The following is an 18,916-nucleotide window of genomic DNA, read 5'->3' as shown; positions in this document are numbered from 1 at the left end:
TCGCGCGGCGGCGTTCCGCTCCGCCGCCTCCGGGCGGCGAAGTCCCGTAACGGAACGAGAAGAGGTCGGGGCGACCCATGCCGTCTCTGAAGGATCTGCGCAACCGCATCGCCTCCGTGAAGGCGACGCAGAAGATCACCAAGGCCATGCAGATGGTCGCGGCGGCGAAGCTGCGTCGCGCCCAGGCGCAGGCCGAGGCGGCGCGCCCCTATGCCGAGCGCATGGCGAAGGTGCTCGGCAACGTCGCCTCGGGCGTCCAGATCGGCCCGGAAACGCCCCGGCTGCTCTCCGGCACCGGCAAGACCGACACGCACCTGCTCCTGGTCTGCACCGCCGAGCGCGGGCTGTGCGGCGCCTTCAACGCTTCCATCGCCCGTCTCGCCCGCGACACGGCCAACCGGCTGCAGGCGCAGGGCAAGACGGTCAAGATCATCTGCGTGGGCCGCAAGGGCTACGACATCCTGCGCCGCACGCACGGCAAGCTCGTCATGGAGCTCATCGAGCTGCGCTCGGTGAAGGTGCTGGGCTTCGAGAACGCCGAGGAGATCGGCAAGAAGGTGCTGAACCTCTACGCCGAAGGCGAGTTCGACGTCGCGACGCTGTTCTACTCGCGCTTCCGCTCGGTGATCCAGCAGATCCCCACCGCCCAGCAGATCGTCCCCGCGGAGATCCCGCAGGCGGCCGAGGAGGCGGGCTCCGGCGCGGTCTACGAGTACGAGCCCTCCGAGCAGGAGATCCTCGAGAAGCTCTTGCCGCGGAACGTCTCCGTGCAGATCTTCTCGGCGTTGCTCGAGAACGGCGCCTCCGAGCAGGGCGCGCGCATGTCCGCGATGGACAGCGCCACCCGCAACGCCGGCGAGATGATCAAGAAGCAGACGCTGACCTACAACAGGACGCGTCAGGCTCAGATCACCAAGGAACTGATCGAAATCATCTCGGGCGCCGAGGCGCTCTGAGCGATCAACACGAAGGACGAGACCCATGGCTGAACCCACCGGACGCATTTCGCAGGTCATCGGCGCCGTCGTCGACGTGACGTTCGACGGGCACCTGCCCGAAATCCTCAACGCGCTCGAGACCGACAACCAGGGCACGCGCCTGGTGCTCGAGGTGGCCCAGCAGCTCGGCGAGAGCGCCGTACGCTGCATCGCCATGGACACGACCGAGGGCCTCACCCGCGGCCAGCCGGTGACCGATACCGGCGCGCCGATCCGCGTGCCCGTCGGCGCCGGCTGCCTCGGCCGCATCGTCAACGTCATCGGCGAGCCGATCGACGAGGCCGGCCCGGTCCCCGCCGAGGACATGCGCCCGATCCACGCCGAGGCGCCGAGCTACGCCGACCAGTCCACCGAGGCGCAGATCCTCGTCACGGGCATCAAGGTCATCGACCTGCTCGCGCCCTACGCCCGCGGCGGCAAGATCGGCCTGTTCGGCGGCGCCGGCGTCGGCAAGACCGTGCTGATCCAGGAGCTGATCAACAACGTCGCGAAGGCGCACGGCGGCTTCTCCGTGTTCGCCGGCGTCGGCGAGCGCACGCGCGAGGGCAACGATCTCTACCACGAGATGATCGAGTCCGGCGTGAACAAGGACCCGCACGCCAACAACGGCTCCACCGAGGGCTCGAAGTGCGCCCTCGTGTTCGGCCAGATGAACGAGCCGCCCGGCGCCCGCGCCCGCGTCGGCCTCACCGGCCTGACCATCGCGGAGCACTTCCGCGACCAGGGGCAGGACGTGCTGTTCTTCGTCGACAACATCTTCCGCTTCACGCAGGCGGGTTCCGAGGTGTCGGCGCTTCTCGGCCGCATCCCCTCGGCGGTGGGCTACCAGCCGACCCTGTCGACCGACATGGGCCAGCTGCAGGAGCGCATCACCACGACGACCAAGGGCTCGATCACGTCCGTGCAGGCGATCTACGTGCCCGCCGACGACCTGACCGACCCGGCCCCGGCCACCTCCTTCGCCCACCTCGACGCGACGACGGTGCTCAACCGCTCCATCGCCGAGAAGGGCATCTACCCGGCGGTGGACCCGCTCGACTCGACCTCGCGCATGCTCGATCCCCGTATCGTCGGCGACGAGCACTACCAGGTCGCCCGCCAGGTCCAGCAGGTTCTCCAGCGCTACAAGTCGCTGCAGGACATCATCGCGATCCTGGGCATGGACGAGCTGTCCGAGGAGGACAAGCTCACCGTCGCCCGCGCACGCAAGATCGAGCGCTTCCTGTCGCAGCCCTTCTTCGTCGCCGAGGTGTTCACCGGCTCGCCGGGCCAGCTCGTGTCGCTCGAGGACACGATCAAGGGCTTCAAGGGCCTCGTCGCCGGCGAGTACGATCACCTGCCGGAGGCCGCCTTCTACATGGTCGGCTCCATCGACATGGCGATCGAGAAGGCCGAGCGTCTCGCCCAGGCGGCGTGATCGCGACCACCATGACCTGAACGGGCGCGCCCGATCCTCGCGATCGGGCGCGCGCGTCCTTCCCACCATGGGTTCCAAGAGGGTTCAATGGCCAGCTTTCCCTTCGAGCTCGTCTCTCCCGAGCGCATCATCTTCTCGGGCGACGTCGAGACGGTGGTGATCCCCGCCGCGGAGGGCGAGATGACGCTGCTCGCCAGCCACGCCCCGATGATGACCTCGCTCAAGACGGGCTTCCTCGTCGTCTCGTCCGGCAAGGGCGAGGAGCGCATCCTGGTCCAGGGCGGCTTCGTCGACGTCGGCCCCAAGGGCGCCACGGTTCTCGCCGAGCGCGCGATGCCGGTCTCCGAGCTGAACGGCGAGATCCTGTCGCGCGAGATCTCCCGCGCCGAGACCGAGCACGAGACGGTGGAGGACCCCGTCCTCAAGGCCGCCGCCGCCGACACGGTGGCGCAGCTGCGCGAGGCGAAGGCGAGCCTCGGCATGTGATTCACCCGACGGGCAACGCCTGCAAGAGACGATGAAGGGCCGCCGCGAGGCGGCCTTTCTGGTTTGCGGGGGGCATGCTGTTAAGGGCGGCGCCGCAGCGTCGACCGACGCCCCCCACCCCTGATCACCCCGACGCAGCCCCCTCGCCTCTCCACGGCGTCTCCTCCACTGGTGTCAGCGGCCCCGCGCCCTCGAACCAGGAGACGAGGTTGTCGACGACCAGCGCGCCCATGGCCTCGCGGGTGTGGACGGACGCCGAGCCGACATGGGGCAGGAGCACCACGTCGTCGCGAGCGAGGAGCGCGGCCGGCACGTTCGGCTCGTCCTCGAAGACGTCGAGCCCGGCGGTGAGGATCGTGCCCTTGTCCAGCGCCGCGATCAGCGCCGCCTCGTCCACGACCGAGCCGCGCCCCACGTTGATCAGCACGCCGTCGGGGCCGAGCGCCTCGAGCACCTGTGTCGAGACGAGGTGGCGCGTCCCCGCCCCGCCCGGCGCCACGCAGATCAGGGTGTCGACGGCGCGCGCCATCTCGACGAGGCTGTCGTAATGGCGATGCGGCACGCCCTCCTGGCGGCGGCGGCCGTGATAGACCACGGTGACCCCGAAGGCATCGAGCCGGCGCGCGATGGCCTTGCCGATGCGCCCGTAGCCGAGGATGCCGATGGTGCGGGTGCGCAGCGTCGGCGAGAGGGGGAAGGAGCCTTGCGCCTTCCAGCGGCCCTCGCGCAAATAGCGCTCCGCCTGCGGCAGGCGCCGCACGGTGGCGAGGAGGAGGCCCAGCGTCAGGTCGGCGACCTCCTCCGTCAGCACGTCGGGCGTATTGGTGACGACGACGCCCCTGCGCGCAGCGGCGTGCGCGTCCACGTGGTCGTAACCGACGCCGAAGGACGCGACGATCTCCAGATGCGGAAGGCGTCCCATGAAGGCGTCGTCGATGCGGTGATGCGCGCCCGCCGCGATGCCCCGCACCGAGCCGCCATGCGCCGCGAGCCACGCCTCGCGATCCGCCTCCTCCCACAGCCGCACGAGATGGAAACGCGCCGCGAGCCGCTCGACGACGAGCGGCATCATCCGGGAGGGCATCAGGATCGTGGGCTTCGTCATCGTCTCGGGCTCCGTCGTCGGGAGCGGGAGCTTAGACGAGACGGGCGCCCGCGCGGAAGGTGCGCGGGCGCGAAAGCGGCTTCAGGCGATGCGTCTGGCGCCTGCATACGGTGCCGACGCCGGCGCGGCTCACGCCAGCGCGCCGTGGCAGTGCTTGTACTTCTTGCCGGAGCCGCAGGGGCAATCCTCGTTGCGGCCGACCTTGCCCCAGGTGGAGGGGTCGTTCGGGTCGCGCTGGGCGGGCGGCACGTAGCCCACGGCCATCGCCGCGCCGCCAGCGGCCGCACCGGGCGAGCCGAGCCCGGTCGAGCCGCCCGCGGCCATCTCGTCCTCGCCGGTGACCGGATCGGCGTGATGCGCCGCCATCTCCGGCAGCTTCGGCTCGGGCGGGCGCTGGTAGACCACCTCCACCCGCATGAGCTGGGCCGTGACCGCCTCGCGCAGGCGTGCGATCAGCGCCTCGAAGAGCTGGAAGGCCTCGGACTTGTACTCGTTGAGCGGGTCGCGCTGGGCGAGGCCGCGCCAGCCGATGACTTGGCGCAGATGCTCGAGCGTGACGATGTGCTCGCGCCAGAGCTGGTCGAGGCTCTGCAGCAGCACCTGCTTCTCGACGTACGTCATCACGTCCGACGTGTTCTTCTCGATGCGCGCGGCATAGGCGGCGTTGGCGGCATCGAGCAGGCGCTCGCGCATCTCCTCGTCGGCGATGCCCTCCTCCTTCGCCCAGTCGACCACCGGCAGGTCGAGGTTGAGGAGGCGGCGGACCTCCTTGTCGAGACCCTCCGTGTCCCATTGCTCGGGATAGGCGTCGGCGGGAATGTGGCGGGCGACGACGTCCTCCACGACGCTCTCGCGCATCTCGTCGATGGTCTCGCGCACGGAGGCCTCGCCCATGAACTCGCGGCGCTGCTCGAAGACGACCTTGCGCTGGTCGTTCATGACGTTGTCGTACTTGAGGATGTTCTTGCGAATGTCGAAGTTGCGCGCCTCGACCTTGGACTGCGCCTTCTCGATCGCCTTGTTGATCCAGGGATGGACGATGGCCTCGCCCTCCTGCAGGCCGAGCTTGGTCAGCATGCCGTCCATGCGGTCCGACCCGAAGATGCGCATCAGGTCGTCCTGCAGCGACAGGAAGAACTTCGAGCGGCCCGGATCGCCTTGGCGGCCCGAGCGGCCGCGCAGCTGGTTGTCGATGCGCCGGCTCTCGTGGCGCTCCGTGCCGATGACGTAGAGGCCGCCGGCCTCGAGCGCGCGGGCCTTGAAGGCCGCGACCTCCTCGCGGATGGCCGCCTCGCGGGCGGCGCGGGCCTCGCCCTCCTCCATGCCCTCGAGCTCGAAGCCGATGCGCATGTCCGCATTGCCGCCGAGCTGGATGTCGGTGCCGCGGCCGGCCATGTTCGTGGCGATCGTGATCGCGCCCGGCACGCCGGCCTGGGCGACGATGAACGCCTCCTGCTCGTGGAAGCGGGCGTTGAGCACGGCGAAGGTCTTGGCGGGACGCGCGGCGCGCGCAGCCTCGAAGAGCGGCCCCAGCGCCTTGGGATCGGCGAAGTCGATCTGCTTGAAGCCGGCCTTGCGCAGCTCGGCGGCGAGGAGCTCGGACTTCTCGATCGAGGTCGTGCCCACCAGCGAGGGCTGGCCCTTGGCGGAGGCGGCCTCGATGTCCTGGATGATGGCGGCGTACTTCTCCGAGACGGTGCGGTAGACCTCGTCGTCCTCGTCGAGACGCGACACGGGGCGGTTCGTCGGGATCTCGACGACGTCGAGATTGTAGATCTCGGCGAACTCGTCGGCCTCGGTCGCGGCCGTGCCGGTCATGCCGGCGAGCTTGGAATAGAGGCGGAAGTAGTTCTGGAAGGTGATCGAGGCGAGCGTCTGGTTCTCGGGCTGGATCTTGACGCTCTCCTTCGCCTCGAGCGCCTGGTGCAGGCCCTCGGAATAGCGCCGGCCGGGCATCATGCGCCCGGTGAACTCGTCGATGATCACCACCTCGCCGTTTCGGACGATGTAGTCCTTGTCGCGGGTGAACAGCTTGTGGGCGCGCAGCGCCTGGTTCATGTGGTGGACCAACGTCGCGTTCTGCGCGTCGTAGAGGTCCTCGCTCTTGAGGAGCTCGTGCTCGCGCAGCAGCTCCTCGATGCGCTCGGTGCCGGCTTCCGACAGCGACACCGCGCGCTGCTTCTCGTCGAGGTCGTAATGCTCGGGCGTGAGCAGCGGGATGATCTTGTCCACCGCCTGGTAGAGCTCGGAGCGGTCGTCGAGGGGCCCCGAGATGATCAGCGGCGTGCGCGCCTCGTCGACGAGGATGGAATCGACCTCGTCGACGATGGCGAAGGCATGCCCCCGCTGCACCATCTGCCCGAAATCGTACTTCATGTTGTCGCGCAGGTAGTCGAAGCCGTACTCGTTGTTCGTGCCGTAGGTGATGTCGCAGGCATAGGCCTCGCGGCGCTGGGCGTCGTCCATGCCGTGCACGATCGTGCCGACCGAGAGCCCGAGGAAGCGGTAGATGCGGCCCATCCAGGCGGCGTCGCGGCTGGCCAGGTAGTCGTTCACGGTCACGACGTGCACGCCCTTGCCGGCGAGCGCGTTGAGGTAGACCGCGAGCGTGGCGACGAGCGTCTTGCCCTCGCCCGTGCGCATCTCGGCGATCGAACCCTCGTGGAGGACCATGCCGCCGATCAGCTGCACGTCGAAGTGCCGTTGGCCGAGCACGCGCTTGGCACCTTCGCGCACCGTGGCGAAGGCGGGCTCGAGCACGTCGTCGAGGCTCTTGCCGGCGGCGATCTCGGCCTTGAACGCCTCGGTCCGGGCGCGCAGGGCCTCGTCGGAGAGACCTTCCAGCTCCTTCTCCAGGGCGTTGATCGCCTGGATGCGGGGGGCGTACGACTTCAGGCGACGGTCGTTGGCCGAGCCGAAGAGCTTCTTCGCGAGTGCGCCGAGCATGGGGTCCTGTCGTCTCAGTGGGTCGTCGAATGCGGCGGATGCGCGCTATATAGACCTAATCATCGCGTCGTGCATCCGAAAGGAGCGCGCGCGATCACGGGCCGGTGACACGCATCCCCGCCGCGCCGCCTCGGCTTGCATCGGCGCCGCCGATGGGCCAGACCAGACGTCGAACGCCAATTGTCGAGTGGCCGCGCCGATCCGCGAGCGCGTCCGCGCCCTTCGAGGAAACGCATGCCGTCCAACGCCCTTCTTCCCCGTCTCGCCCTCGCGCTCCTCGTCGGCGTGTCCGCTCCCGCGGTCGCGCTGGCGCAGGACCAGGCTCCCGCCACCGACGCCGCACCCGCGGCCGAGGCCGTGCCCGTCGACCCGAGCACCGTCGTCGCCACCGTCGACGGCGTGGAGATCACCGAGGGCGACATCGCCCTCGCGGCCGGGGACCCGGCTCTGCCGCTGCCGGGCATGAACGCCGAGCAGCGTCGCGAGACGCTGGTGAACTACCTCGTCAACCTCGAGCTCGCCGCCCGCGCGGCCGAAGAAGCCGGCATCGGCGAGAGCGAGGGCTTCGCCCAGCGCCTCGCCTACCAGCGCGACAAGCTGCTGCTCGAGTCGCTCCTCGAGGACACGATCGAGGCCGCGGTGACCGAGGAGGCCGCGCGCGCCCTCTACGAGGAGACCATCGCCGACATCGAGCCCGAGCAGGAGGTGCGCGCCCGCCACATCCTGGTGCCGACGCAGGAGGAGGCACAGGCCGCCGCCGCGCGCATCGCCGAGGGCGAGGCCTTCGAGGAGGTGGCGGCCGAGCTGTCGCAGGATCCGGGCTCGGCCCGCGCCGGCGGCGATCTCGGCTTCTTCACCCGCGACCGCATGGTGGCGCCCTTCGCCGAGGCCGCCTTCGCGCTGGAGCCCGGCGAGGTGTCCGAGCCGGTGCAGAGCCAGTTCGGCTGGCACGTGATCAAGGCCGAGGAGCGTCGCGAGCGGCCGGTCCCGACCTTCGAGGAGATGCGCGAGCAGATCGACACCTACCTCGCCCGCCGCGCGCAGCAGGAGCTGCTGCTCTCGCTGCGCGAGGGCGCCGCCATCGAGCGCACCGACGCGCCGGCCGAGGGCGAGGCGCCCGCGCCTGCGCAGCAGTGACACCGAGGGTCGGGCGGGCGCGCCGGTCGCGCCCGCTCACTCGCGCTTCATGATCCGATCGACCAGGATGTCCGAGACGAGGCCCGGCTTGAACGCGCGGGTGAGCGCGTCCGGGTCGTAGCGCGTCTCGACCCATTCCTCGAAGGACAGGCCCTGCGCCTCCCCCTCGTCGCGCCAGCGCTCGAAGAAGGCGTCGAGGATGCCGGTCTTGGCGAAGCGAAAATGCCCGTATCGCAGCGAGAGCTGGCGCAAAGCCTCGTCGGCGGGGCGGCCCTCGTGGACGACGAGGTAGAGCGCGGACATGAAGCCCGCCCGGTCGGCGCCGGACTTGCAATGAACGAGGGCGGGATAGCTCAGCCCCTCGAAGAAGGCGCGGGCGCGCAGCAGCGTCTCCTTGTCGGGCGCGGCGCGCGAGCGCACCACGAAGTCGACGAGCTCGAGCCCCAGCGCCTCGCAGCACTCCTTCTGCAATTGCCAGGAGCCGTGCTCGCGCCCGCCGCGCAGGTAGACGACGGTACGCAACCCCTGCGCGCGCAGCCGCGCGAGCTGTGGCGGGGCCGGCTGCGCCGCGCGCCAGAGCTTCGGCGTGACCCTGTGGAGGTTCAGATAGGCGAGGCGGAAGACGCCGTGGTCGACCAGCACCATGTTCGCCCAGGCACGCAGCCGACCGAGGCCGCCCTCGATCGGCCTGTCCCAGCGCGCGATGCGCGCGAGCCGACGCGCCGTGCGGGTCTCTGCGCTGCGGAAGCGATTGAGCACTTTCGTCTTTTCCCGGTCCGCCCGATGGGGCGGGCTCATCCGTGCCGCGTAGCAGCGCCGGCGCGCGCGGGCAAGGGCTGCGCGCCGCTTCGCGTCATCGCACCACGACGATGCGCTCGGCGGCGCGGGTGAGGCCCGTGTAGAGCCAGCGCGCCCGGTGCTCGCGGAAGGCGAAGCTCTCGTCGAAGAGCACGATGTCGTCCCATTGCGACCCTTGAGCCTTGTGGACGGTGAGCGCGTAGCCGTAGGTCAGCTCGTCGTGCTCGCGGCGCATCGCGTAGGGCAGCTCCTCCTCGCCGCCCTCGAAGAAAGCGACGGGCACCTCGACCTTGGTGGTCTGGCGGGCGTTCTCCTCGGCGGCGATGCGCATGACGACGAGGCCGCGATTGGGCCAATGCTTCGCTTCCGTCACGGTCCAGAGGCCGCCGTTGAGGAGGCCCTTGGTCTTGTCGTTGCGCAGGCACACGAGCTTCTCGTCCGCCGCAGGGAAGGGATCGCGGTAGCCCTTCAGCTCGCGGATGCGGCCGTTGTAGAGCCGGCGCGTCTTGTTCATGCCCACCAGGACCTGGTCGGCGTTCATCACCGTGTCGGGATCGATCTCCGCGCGGCGGATGACGCGGCTCTCGCCGAACGTGCCGTAATCGAGCCTCCCGCCGTCGCGCACCAGCATGGAGAGGTGGACGATCGGGTTGTCCGCCGCCTGGCGGTGGACTTCCGTGAGCATGATGTCGGGCTCGGCCTCGGTGAAGAAGCCCCCGCCCTTCACCGGCGGGAGCTGGGCGGGATCGCCGAGCACGAGCACCTTCTTGCCGAAGGAGAGGAGGTCGCGGCCCAGCTCCTCGTCCACCATGGAGCATTCGTCGATGACGATGAGGTCCGCCTTCGCCGCCGGCCCGGAGCGGTTGAGGGTGAAGGACGGCCCCTCCTCCTCGTCCCCGCGCGAGCGGTAGATCATGGCGTGGATGGTCGAGGCTTCCGTGCAGCCCTTCGAGCGCATGACGGACGCCGCCTTGCCGGTGAAGGCGCCGAAGGCGACGTCCCCGTCGACACCCTCGGCGATGTGGGTCGCGAGCGTCGTCTTGCCCGTGCCCGCGAAGCCGAAGAGGCGGAAGACCTGCGCGTCCCCGCCCTTCAGCCACGCGGCGACGGCGGAGAGCGCCGCCTCCTGCTGCCCCGACCACGCCATCGCTCACGCCCCCCGCGGCCGGGTCGCGCGCGTCGTCTCCGCGCGCAGGTTGATCAGGATCCCCGCGACGATCACGCCGGCGCCCACGAACACGAACGGGTCCAGCGGCTCGGCGTAGAGCACGAGGCCGACGATCGCGATGAGCGGGATGCGCAGGAAGTCGAGCGGCACGACCATGATGGCGTCTCCGTTCCGGTAGGCGTTCGTCAGGCACCAATGGGCGGTGAAGCCGCCGATGCCGAGCGCGGCGAGCGGCAGGAGCGGCGCCTCGAGGAGGCGGGCGAGATAGCCGTCGTCGGCCCCGATCAGGTTGAGCGGGAGCTGCATCGCGTTCATCCACAGGAGGATCGAGGCCGTCGTCTCGGTGCGCGTGAGGCTCTTCGTGGCGATGGCCGTGAGCGCGAAGGCGAAGGCCGCGAACAGGACGACGAGCGCGGGCAGCCCCACGTCCCCCGCGCCGGGCCTCACGATGACGAGCACGCCGAGGAAGCCCAGCCCGATGGCGAGCGCCCGCGTGCGCGTCAGCCGCTCGCCGAGCAGCAGGACGGCGAGGAGCGCGGTCAGCGCCGGCGCCGTGAATTCGACGGCGAAGACGACGGCGAGCGGCAGGAGCGTGATCCCCACCGTCCAGGCGTATTGCCCGAGAAAGTGCACCACGTTGCGCTGGGCGTGGCGCCCGAGCCGGCGCGCGGCGAGGCTCGCGCGCACGCGCGGCACGAGGGCGGCGACGACGAGGATGCCCACGAGCCCCACCGCGTTGCGGAAGGCCAGCATCTCGAAGGCGGAGAGCCCGGCCGACAGCTCGCGCACGGCGACCGCGATCGCCGAGAAGGACAGGAGCGCCCCGGCCATCCAGAGCACCACGATCGTGACGTTGCGGGGAGCCATGCCTGTAACCGAACGTATGGAGAACGCGGTCATAACGCGGAACGGTCCCCGACGATAGCCCCGAATTTCGCGCATTGCTCCTGGGGCCCTGCCGGGTGCCTCGAGCCGGCTCATCTTTGCGGCGTTAACCAGTCGTTCACCCTCCGCTGGGAAATTCCTGCCTACCGGCCGCGTCGATCCGCCGTCGGCACGTGCCAGCGATCTCGAGGGTGTGTCTCGCGTGAACCCGTTGATGGAGAACCTGACCCGGCTCGGCCCGGCCCGCCTCGCGGTGATGGGCGCGGTGACGCTCGCCCTCGTCGGCTTCTTCGCCTTCGTCATCATGCGCATGTCCCAGCCAGACATGGGCGTGCTCTATTCCGATCTCTCCATGGCCGATGCGGGCGCGGTGGTACGCGACCTCGAGGCGCGGGGCGTGGCTTACGAGACCCGCGGCGACGGCGTCATCCTGGCGCCCCGCGCGGATCTGGCGCGGCTGCGCATGGAGCTCGCCGCCGACGGCCTGCCGGCGGGGACCGGCGTCGGCTACGAGATCTTCGACCGGGGCGATTCGTTCTCCTCGACGAGCTTCGTCCAGAACATCAACCAGCTGCGCGCGCTCGAGGGCGAGCTCTCGCGCACCATCTCCTCGCTGGCGCGGGTCGAGGCGGCGCGCGTCCATCTCGCCATCCCCGAGCGGCGCCTGTTCGAGCGCGACCGGGAGGACCCGCGCGCCTCCATCGTGCTGCGGGTGCGCGGCGACCTCGACCAGTCGCAGGTGCGCGCCATCCGCCACCTCGTCGCCACCGCCGTGGAAGGCCTGCGTCCCGATCGCATCTCCATCGTCGACGAGGGCGGTCGCCTCCTCGCCGACGGCGCGACCGCGGGAGAGGCCATGGCCGCCTTCGCCGCGGACGAGACGCGCATCGCCTTCGAGAATCGCCTGCGCAACCAGGTCGAGGACATCGTCGCCGGCATCGTCGGGCGTGGGCGCACCCGTGTCCAGGTAGCGGCGGAGTTCGACACGAACCGGGTCGAGAATCGCTCGGAGACCTTCGATCCCAACGGGCAGGTGGCGCGCTCCATGCAGTCGCGCACCGACAATTCGGTGGCGACCCAGAACGAGGCCGGCGTCACGGTGGGCAACGAATTGCCCGAGGCCGGCAACGACCAGGGCGGCGCCGGCATGCGCGACCAGCAGGAGACGACCGAGGAGACGATCAACTACGAGATCTCCCGCTCCACCCGCGTCGAGATGCTGGAGGGCCCGCGGCTCTCGCGCATCTCGGTCGCGGTCCTCGTCGACGGCGCCTACCAGGTCGCCCCCGACGGCACGGTGACCTACGAGCCGCGCGCCCAGGAGGAGCTCGACCGCATCGAGGCGCTGGTGCGCACGGCCATCGGCTTCGACGCCGATCGCGGCGACCAGATCGAGATCGTCAACCTGCGCTTCGCCGAAGGGCCGCAGCCGGAATTCCTGCCCGAGGAGCAGACGCTGCTCGAGAGCCTGATGAACCCTTCGCGCGAGGACGTCCTGCGCGCCATCGAGCTCGGCGTGCTCTTCCTGCTCTCGCTCGTCGTCATCTTCACGGTGCTGCGGCCGATGCTGCGCAGCCTCACCGCGCCCCCCGTGGTGATCACCCGCGGCGAGGGCGGAACGGCGGCGATCGGCGGCCCGGAGGGCGGCAGCACGGGCAACGCGGCGGTCGACACGGCCCTGATGATGGCACGCCCCGACGCGACCTCGCAGATGATCGAGATGGCCAAGGTCAACGGCCAGGTGCAGCAGGCCTCGCTGGAGCGCGTCGCCGACCTCGTCAAGCAGAGCCCCACCGAGACGGTGACCGTGATGCGCCAATGGATCCACGAGCGAGGCTGAGATGAGCGGCAGGTTCGTCTTCGATCGCGACTTCTCCCGCCCCGCGGGCACGCCCTCGCCGAAGGCAGAGGCGGCGCTGGCGGAGGCGGAGGCGCGCGGCCACGCCCGCGGCGTCGCCGAGGGCCGCGCGGCCGCCCTGGCGGAGGTCGACGCGGCCAAGCGCGAGACGCTGGCGCGCATCGCCGAGGCCTCCCGCGCGCTCCTCGCCGACGCCGACGCGCGCGGCAACGCGCTGGAGGCGGAGGCGCTGGCCTTCGCCGAGACGCTGGCGCGCACGCTGGCCGGCGCGGCGCTGGAGCGCTTCCCCCTCGACACGATCATGGAAGCCGCCCGCGAGGCCTTCGGGCACCTGCGCGGCGTGCCCCACCTCGTGGTGCGCGTCGAGGAGAGCCTCGTCGACGAGGTCGAGGCGCTGGTGAAGACCCTCGCCCGCGAGCGCGGCTTCGAGGGCCGCCTCGTCGTCATCGGCGAGAACGACATCGCGCGCGGCGACGCGCGCTTCGAATGGGCCGACGGCGGCGTCGTGCGCGACGGCGCGGCGCTCGCGGCCGAGATCGCCCGCAAGACCACGGGCGCGACGCACGAGACACCGGGAGCGTGACGCGATGAGCGGAGACTTCACCCTGCCTCAGCTCGACGACGAGGACATCGGCTTCGACCCGCAGGCGGCGCTGCCGGCGGAATCGACCCGCGACGGGCCGGTCGTCCAGCGCACGGCCGCGGATCTCGAGCAGATCTTCGACGTGCCGGTGGCGGTCTCGGCCGTGCTCGGGCGCGCCCGCATGCCCGTGGGCGATCTCCTGCAGATCGCGCCCGGCGCCGTGCTGGAGCTCGACCGCAAGGTCGGCGAGGCCGTCGACATCTTCGTCAACAACCGCCTCGTCGCCCGCGGCGAGGTCGTCCTCGTCGAGGACAGGCTCGGCATCACCATGACCGAGATCATCAAGAGCGACCATTAAGGAGCCGGATCATGCGCCTTCTCATCATCGGACGGCTCGACGGCGAGCTCACCACCGCCTCGCGCATCGCCATGAGCCGCGGCGCCTCCGTGGTCCAGGCCGACGACCTCGACCAGGGGCTCGCGGTCCTGCGCGCCAAGGGCGCCGACCTGATCATGGTCGACGTCGCCCTCTCCGTGTCGGACCTCGTGGGCGCGCTCGAGGCCGAGCGCATCCGCACCCCCGTCGTCGCCTGCGGCGCGGGCGCCGACACCCGCGGCGCCGTCGACGCGATCCGTGCCGGGGCGAAGGAATACATCCCGCTGCCGCCCGACGCCGACATGATCGCGGCGATCCTGGAAGCGGTCGCTGCCGACCAGGCCGCCTTCGTGTGGCGCGATCCCGCCATGGAGAAGGTGGTGAAGCTCGCCGAGCAGGTCGCGCGCTCGGACGCCTCCGTGCTGATCACCGGCGAGAGCGGCACCGGCAAGGAGGTGCTCGCGCGCCACCTGCACCAGCGCTCGGCCCGCCGCTCGAAGCCCTTCGTCAGCGTCAATTGCGCGGCGATCCCGGACGCGCTGCTCGAGAGCGAGCTGTTCGGCCACGAGAAGGGCGCCTTCACCGGCGCCGTCGCCCGGCGCATCGGCAAGTTCGAGGAGGCGAACGGCGGCACGCTGCTCCTCGACGAGATCTCCGAGATGGACGTACGGCTCCAGGCGAAGCTCCTGCGCGCGCTCCAGGAGCGCGTCATCGACCGCGTCGGCGGCGCCAAGCCCGTGCCCGTCGACATCCGCGTGCTGGCCACCTCGAACCGCAACATGGCCGACGCCGTGCGCGCGGGCACCTTCCGCGAGGACCTGTTCTACCGCCTCAACGTCGTCCACCTGCGCCTGCCGGCTCTGCGCGAGCGCCCCGGCGACATCATCGAGCTCGCCCAGCATTTCGCGCGCAAGTACGGGCAGGCGAACGGCCTGCCCGAGCGCGGCCTCTCCCACGACGCCAAGCGCGTCGTCCTCAAGAACCCCTGGCGCGGCAACGTGCGCGAGCTGGAGAACGCCGTGCATCGCGCGGTCCTCCTCGCGACGGGCGCGGAGATCGGGCCGGACGCGCTGATGACGCCGGAGGGCGATGCGCTCGGCGCCGAGCCCGACGCCGCGACCCGCGCCGCGCGCACGGCGGAGGCGGTGACGCGCGCGCTCGTCGGGCGCACGGTGGCGGAGGTCGAGCAGGACCTCATCCTCGACACGCTCGACCATTGCCTGGGCAACCGCACGCATGCGGCGAAGATCCTGGGGATCTCGATCCGCACCCTGCGCAACAAGCTCAACGAGTACACGGCCTCCGGCGTGGCCGTGCCGGAGCCGGGCCAGGCCCGGCCCGTCGCGATGGCGGGCTGAGACGCGGATCGAGCGGCGCGCGATCCTCTCGCCGCTCAGCCCTTCGCGACCGAGCGCACGCCCGCCGCGAGCTCGCCGACGAGGCCTGTCACGGCCTCCACCGTGCCTGGGCCGGCGGCGCCGTCGACGAGGCTGCGCTCCAGCGCCGAGACCAGAGCCGTGCCGACGACGACGCCATCGGCGCCCTGGGCGATGGCGGCGGCGTGTGCGCCGGTCTTCACGCCGAAGCCGACGACGACGGGCAGGTCCGTGTGGCGCTTGATGCGCTCGACGGCGCTCGCGACCTTGCCGAAATCGGGCGTCGCCGCACCCGTGATGCCGGTGATCGAGACGTAGTAGACGAAGCCCGCCGTGTTCGCGAGGACGGCCGGAAGGCGCTTGTCGTCCGTCGTCGGCGTCGCGAGCCGGATGAAGGCGAGGCCCGCCTCGAGCGCCGGAAGGCACAGCTCGGCGTCCTCCTCCGGCGGCAGGTCGACGACGATGAGCCCGTCGACGCCGGCCGCCTTCGCGTCCGCGAGGAATCGCTCGACACCGTATTGGTAGATCGGGTTGAAGTAGCCCATCAGGATGATCGGCGTGTGCGCGTCGCCATCGCGGAAGCGGCGCACGAGGTCGATCGTGCCGGCCGTGTCCTGCCCCGCCTTCAGCGCGCGCAGGCCCGAGGCCTGGATCGCCGGGCCGTCGGCCATGGGATCGGTGAAGGGCAGCCCCACCTCGATGATGTCGGCCCCCGCCGCCGGCAGCGCGCGGATGACGGCGAGCGCCGTCTCCGGGTCGGGATCGCCCGCCATGACGTAGGTGACGAGGGCGGCGCGGCCCTCGGCGCGGGCCTTGGCGAAGCGGGCGTCGATGCGGGCGGTCATGGGGTCGGTTCCGGTATGGGGCAGGCAGGCGTCGATGCGGGCGCGATCACAGCCCGCCCCGCAGATGCTCGGCCACCGTGAAGATGTCCTTGTCGCCGCGGCCGCACAGGTTGATCACCATGATGTGGTCGCGCGGCTTGCCCGCCGCGATCTCCACCGCCTTGGCGATGGCGTGGGAGGGCTCGAGCGCCGGGATGATGCCTTCGAGCTTCGACATCAGCTGGAAGGCGTCGAGCGCTTCCTTGTCGGTGGCGGAGGTGTAGGTGACGCGGCCGACGTCCGCGAGCCAGGAATGCTCGGGCCCGATGCCGGGATAGTCGAGGCCCGCCGAGATCGAGTGCGCCTCGGTGATCTGGCCGTCGCCGTCCATGAGCAGGTAGGTGCGGTTGCCGTGCAGCACGCCGGGCTTGCCGCCGGTGATGGAGGCCGCGTGCTCGCCCGTGTCGATGCCGCGCCCGGCGGCCTCGACGCCGTAGATCTCCACGTTCTCGTCGTCGAGGAAGGGGTGGAACAGGCCGATGGCGTTGGAGCCGCCGCCGATGGCGGCGATGAGCGAATCCGGCCCGCGGCCTTCCGCCTCCTGCATCTGCCAACGCACCTCCTCGCCGATGACGCACTGGAAGTCGCGCACCATCGCCGGATAGGGATGCGGGCCGGCCACCGTGCCGATGCAGTAGAACGTCGTCTCGACGTTGGTCACCCAGTCGCGCAGCGCCTCGTTCATGGCGTCTTTCAGCGTCTTCGAGCCGGACTGGCAGGGTACGACGGTCGCGCCGAGCATCTCCATGCGGAAGACGTTGGGCTTCTGCCGCTCGACGTCGACGGCGCCCATGTAGACGATGCATTCCAGCCCGAAGCGCGCGCACAGCGTCGCGGTGGCGACGCCGTGCTGGCCCGCGCCCGTCTCGGCGATGATCCGCTTCTTGCCCATGCGCCGCGCGAGCAGGATCTGGCCCAGCACGTTGTTCACCTTGTGCGCGCCGGTATGGTTGAGCTCGTCGCGCTTGAGGTAGATCTTCGCGCCCTGCCCGGCCCCGGCCGTCTCGCGCACGTGCTCGGTGAGGCGCTCGGCGTAGTAGAGCGGGCTCGGCCGGCCGACGTAGTGCGTGGCGTAGGAGCGCAGCTCGCGCTCGAACTCGGGATCGGCCTTGGCCGCCTCGTAGGCGGCTTCCAGCTCGAGGATGTTCGGCATCAGGGTCTCGGCCACGAAACGGCCGCCGAACATGCCGAAATGGCCGGTCTCGTCCGGGCCGTTGCGGAAGGAATTGGGCTTCTGCGGAGCGGTCACGGCGTTCCTGCCTCGTCCTGAGCGCGCCATGCGGCGCGGGCGGCGGCCACGAAGGCCACGATCTCGATAGGGTCCTTGAGCCCCGGCGCGGTCTCGACGCCGGAGGACACGTCGACGGCGCGCATGCCCGTGAGGGCGATCGCCGTGCCGACGGTCTCGGCGGTCAGCCCCCCTGACAGCATGGCCGGGCGCCCGGGGTCAAGCGCGGCGACGAGCCGCCAGTCGAAGGCGATGCCGTTGCCGCCGGGCAGCACGGTCGCGCCGTCGGCAGCGGGCTTCGGGGGCTTCGCGTCGAAGAGCAGGCGATCGCAGACCGCCGCGTAGGGCGGTACGCGGGCGAGATCCGCCTCCTCGGCGATGCCGATCGCCTTCATCACCGGCACGCCGAAGCGCGCCTTGACGGCGCCGACGCGCTCGGGCGTCTCCTTGCCGTGGAGCTGGAGTAGATCGGGACGCACGCTCGCGACGAGGGCGTCGAGGAGGTCGTCGTCGGGATCGACCAGAAGCGCCACGACGGAGGCCCGCCCCCGCGCCCGCTCGGCGAGAAGACCGGCCTCGGCGAGATCGATGTGCCGGGGGCTGCGCGGGAAATGCACGAGCCCGACCATGTCGGCGCCCGCCGCGAGGGCGGCGTCGAGCGTCGAGGGCGTCTTCAATCCGCAGATCTTCACGAGGCCGGGCGTCTTCATCCGGCTTCGATTAAGGCACCGTGCCCGCGTTGTGAAGAGGACCGGCGGTCGCGCTCTCGAAGCGTCGATTCCGGCGGAAGACGGGGAAGCGGCCCCGGCTCGGGGAAGCCGGGGCCGCTCGGGGTCGGAGGGCGGCACGTGGGGAGCGGCCGATCCTCCGGGGGAGCTCGGGAGCGAGGCGGGGCGCCTCAGAAGGGCAGGAGGATGTCGAGCACCTGCTGGCCGTAGCGCGGCTGCTGCACGTCCGTGATCTGGCCGCGGCCGCCATAGGCGATGCGGGCCTGGGCGATCTTGGTCGAATCGATGGTGTTGTCGCTCTCGATGTCCTCCGGGCGCACGACGCCCGCGACGATGAGCTCGCGCACCTCGAAATTGACGCGCACCTCCTGCTTGCCCTCGATGACCATGTTGCCGTTGGGCAGGACCTGGGTGACCACCGCCGCGACGTTCGTCGTCAGCTGCTCGGAGCGGCGAATCGAGCCCGCGCCCTGGCTGGAGGAATCCGAGGACGCCTGGACGAGGGCGTCGGCCTCGACGTCGTCGCCCAAGACCTGCTCCAACTGGGACTCGAGACCAAACATCCCGCCTGCGCCGAGATCCTCGGAGTTCGAGCGCGAGCGCCGCGTCTGGTTGTCGAACTGGGCGCGATCGGTGATCCGCACGCGCACCGTGACGAGATCGCCGACGACCGCGGCGCGCTGGTCCTTGAAGAAGCCGCGCGCGCCCTGGCGCCACAGCGAATTCGAGGCGAAGGACACGACCTCCGGCTCGGGCATGGGCATGCGCACGGGCACGTAGCCGGGCTGGGCCGTCGGGTCCTCGATGGCGGAGAGGGGCGGCGCCTGCCCGATGCCCGCGAGGCGGTCGGCGGCGGCGCAGGCGCCGAGGCTCGCCGCGAGGGCGACGATGGCGAGGGCGCGCACGAGGAGCGTGGCGAGAGTACGGGTCACGATGGCGTCCT

The 18,916-nt window shown here is 70.7% G+C and carries 17 protein-coding genes; 8 read left to right on the top strand and 9 right to left on the bottom strand.

The features are described 5' to 3' along the window. Nucleotides 1-77 precede the first annotated feature (77 nt). The 3 genes from IEX89_RS22100 (at nt 78) to IEX89_RS22090 (ending at nt 2,901) form a co-directional block, all read left to right on the top strand. A complete protein-coding gene (locus IEX89_RS22100; RefSeq protein WP_188915451.1) occupies nt 78-956 on the top strand; it encodes a F0F1 ATP synthase subunit gamma in 879 nt (292 codons plus the stop codon). Nucleotides 957-981: 25 nt separating this feature from the next. Then, nucleotides 982-2,415, top strand: a complete 1,434-nt coding sequence (gene atpD / locus IEX89_RS22095) for a F0F1 ATP synthase subunit beta (RefSeq protein WP_188915450.1) — start codon at nt 982-984, stop codon at nt 2,413-2,415. 87 nt (nt 2,416-2,502) lie between these two features. Further along, the gene (locus IEX89_RS22090) at nt 2,503-2,901 is read left to right on the top strand and encodes a F0F1 ATP synthase subunit epsilon (protein WP_188915449.1); all 399 of its coding nucleotides are present in this window, start codon (nt 2,503-2,505) and stop codon (nt 2,899-2,901) included. Between the two features lie 124 nt (nt 2,902-3,025). Here IEX89_RS22090 and IEX89_RS22085 read toward each other — a convergent pair whose 3' ends face one another. Both IEX89_RS22085 and secA read right to left on the bottom strand, forming a co-directional pair. Next, the gene (locus IEX89_RS22085; protein ID WP_188915448.1) at nt 3,026-4,006 is read right to left on the bottom strand and encodes a 2-hydroxyacid dehydrogenase; all 981 of its coding nucleotides are present in this window, start codon (nt 4,004-4,006) and stop codon (nt 3,026-3,028) included. Between the two features lie 129 nt (nt 4,007-4,135). Next, on the bottom strand, nt 4,136-6,952 hold the full coding sequence (secA, locus tag IEX89_RS22080; protein ID WP_188915447.1) for a preprotein translocase subunit SecA: 2,817 nt from the start codon (nt 6,950-6,952) through the stop codon (nt 4,136-4,138). 234 nt (nt 6,953-7,186) lie between these two features. Between secA and IEX89_RS22075 the strand changes: the two genes are divergently transcribed. Next, nucleotides 7,187-8,089 (top strand): peptidylprolyl isomerase, encoded by a 903-nt coding sequence (locus IEX89_RS22075; RefSeq protein WP_188915446.1) that lies wholly within the window; start codon nt 7,187-7,189, stop codon nt 8,087-8,089. Nucleotides 8,090-8,125: 36 nt separating this feature from the next. Here IEX89_RS22075 and IEX89_RS22070 read toward each other — a convergent pair whose 3' ends face one another. From IEX89_RS22070 to IEX89_RS22060, 3 genes are all read right to left on the bottom strand, one after another. After that, nucleotides 8,126-8,848, bottom strand: a complete 723-nt coding sequence (locus IEX89_RS22070) for a fused DSP-PTPase phosphatase/NAD kinase-like protein (RefSeq protein ID WP_188915445.1) — start codon at nt 8,846-8,848, stop codon at nt 8,126-8,128. Nucleotides 8,849-8,942: 94 nt separating this feature from the next. Further along, nucleotides 8,943-10,034, bottom strand: coding sequence for an ATP-dependent DNA helicase (locus tag IEX89_RS22065; protein ID WP_188915444.1), 1,092 nt, complete (start codon nt 10,032-10,034; stop codon nt 8,943-8,945). 3 nt (nt 10,035-10,037) lie between these two features. Continuing rightward, nucleotides 10,038-10,922, bottom strand: coding sequence for a DMT family transporter (locus IEX89_RS22060; protein ID WP_188915443.1), 885 nt, complete (start codon nt 10,920-10,922; stop codon nt 10,038-10,040). A 220-nt stretch (nt 10,923-11,142) separates the two neighbouring features. Here IEX89_RS22060 and fliF point away from each other — a divergent pair, with 220 nt between their 5' ends. The 4 genes from fliF to flbD are packed head-to-tail and all read left to right on the top strand — an operon-like array spanning nt 11,143 to nt 15,115. Beyond that, nucleotides 11,143-12,780, top strand: a complete 1,638-nt coding sequence (gene fliF / locus IEX89_RS22055) for a flagellar basal-body MS-ring/collar protein FliF (protein ID WP_188915442.1) — start codon at nt 11,143-11,145, stop codon at nt 12,778-12,780. A gap of 1 nt (nt 12,781) precedes the next feature. Continuing rightward, nucleotides 12,782-13,381 (top strand): FliH/SctL family protein, encoded by a 600-nt coding sequence (locus IEX89_RS22050; RefSeq protein WP_188915441.1) that lies wholly within the window; start codon nt 12,782-12,784, stop codon nt 13,379-13,381. Between the two features lie 4 nt (nt 13,382-13,385). Next, entirely contained in the window at nt 13,386-13,739 is a 354-nt protein-coding gene (fliN, locus tag IEX89_RS22045; protein WP_188915440.1) for a flagellar motor switch protein FliN, read from the top strand. Between the two features lie 11 nt (nt 13,740-13,750). Next, the gene (flbD, locus tag IEX89_RS22040) at nt 13,751-15,115 is read left to right on the top strand and encodes a sigma-54-dependent transcriptional regulator FlbD (protein ID WP_188915439.1); all 1,365 of its coding nucleotides are present in this window, start codon (nt 13,751-13,753) and stop codon (nt 15,113-15,115) included. Nucleotides 15,116-15,150: 35 nt separating this feature from the next. On the opposite strand, the gene trpA is transcribed toward flbD, so the two are convergent. The 4 genes from trpA to flgH all read right to left on the bottom strand — a co-directional run bounded on the left by trpA (nt 15,151) and on the right by flgH (nt 18,905). After that, a complete protein-coding gene (gene trpA / locus IEX89_RS22035) occupies nt 15,151-15,978 on the bottom strand; it encodes a tryptophan synthase subunit alpha (protein WP_188915438.1) in 828 nt (275 codons plus the stop codon). 46 nt (nt 15,979-16,024) lie between these two features. Continuing rightward, nucleotides 16,025-17,203, bottom strand: a complete 1,179-nt coding sequence (trpB, locus tag IEX89_RS22030; protein ID WP_373290628.1) for a tryptophan synthase subunit beta — start codon at nt 17,201-17,203, stop codon at nt 16,025-16,027. A 59-nt stretch (nt 17,204-17,262) separates the two neighbouring features. Then, nucleotides 17,263-17,955: a phosphoribosylanthranilate isomerase gene (locus IEX89_RS22025; protein WP_188915436.1), complete on the bottom strand. Its 693-nt coding sequence runs from the start codon at nt 17,953-17,955 to the stop codon at nt 17,263-17,265. A gap of 188 nt (nt 17,956-18,143) precedes the next feature. Continuing rightward, nucleotides 18,144-18,905, bottom strand: a complete 762-nt coding sequence (gene flgH / locus IEX89_RS22020; protein WP_244645646.1) for a flagellar basal body L-ring protein FlgH — start codon at nt 18,903-18,905, stop codon at nt 18,144-18,146. Between the last annotated feature and the right edge of the window lie 11 nt (nt 18,906-18,916).

Origin of the sequence: Salinarimonas ramus (assembly GCF_014645695.1) — a bacterium.
Classification (GTDB): Bacteria; Pseudomonadota; Alphaproteobacteria; order Rhizobiales; family Beijerinckiaceae; genus Salinarimonas; species Salinarimonas ramus.
The sequence above is the reverse complement of the archived record's forward strand: the minus strand, read 5'-3'. Positions and strand labels throughout refer to the sequence as shown.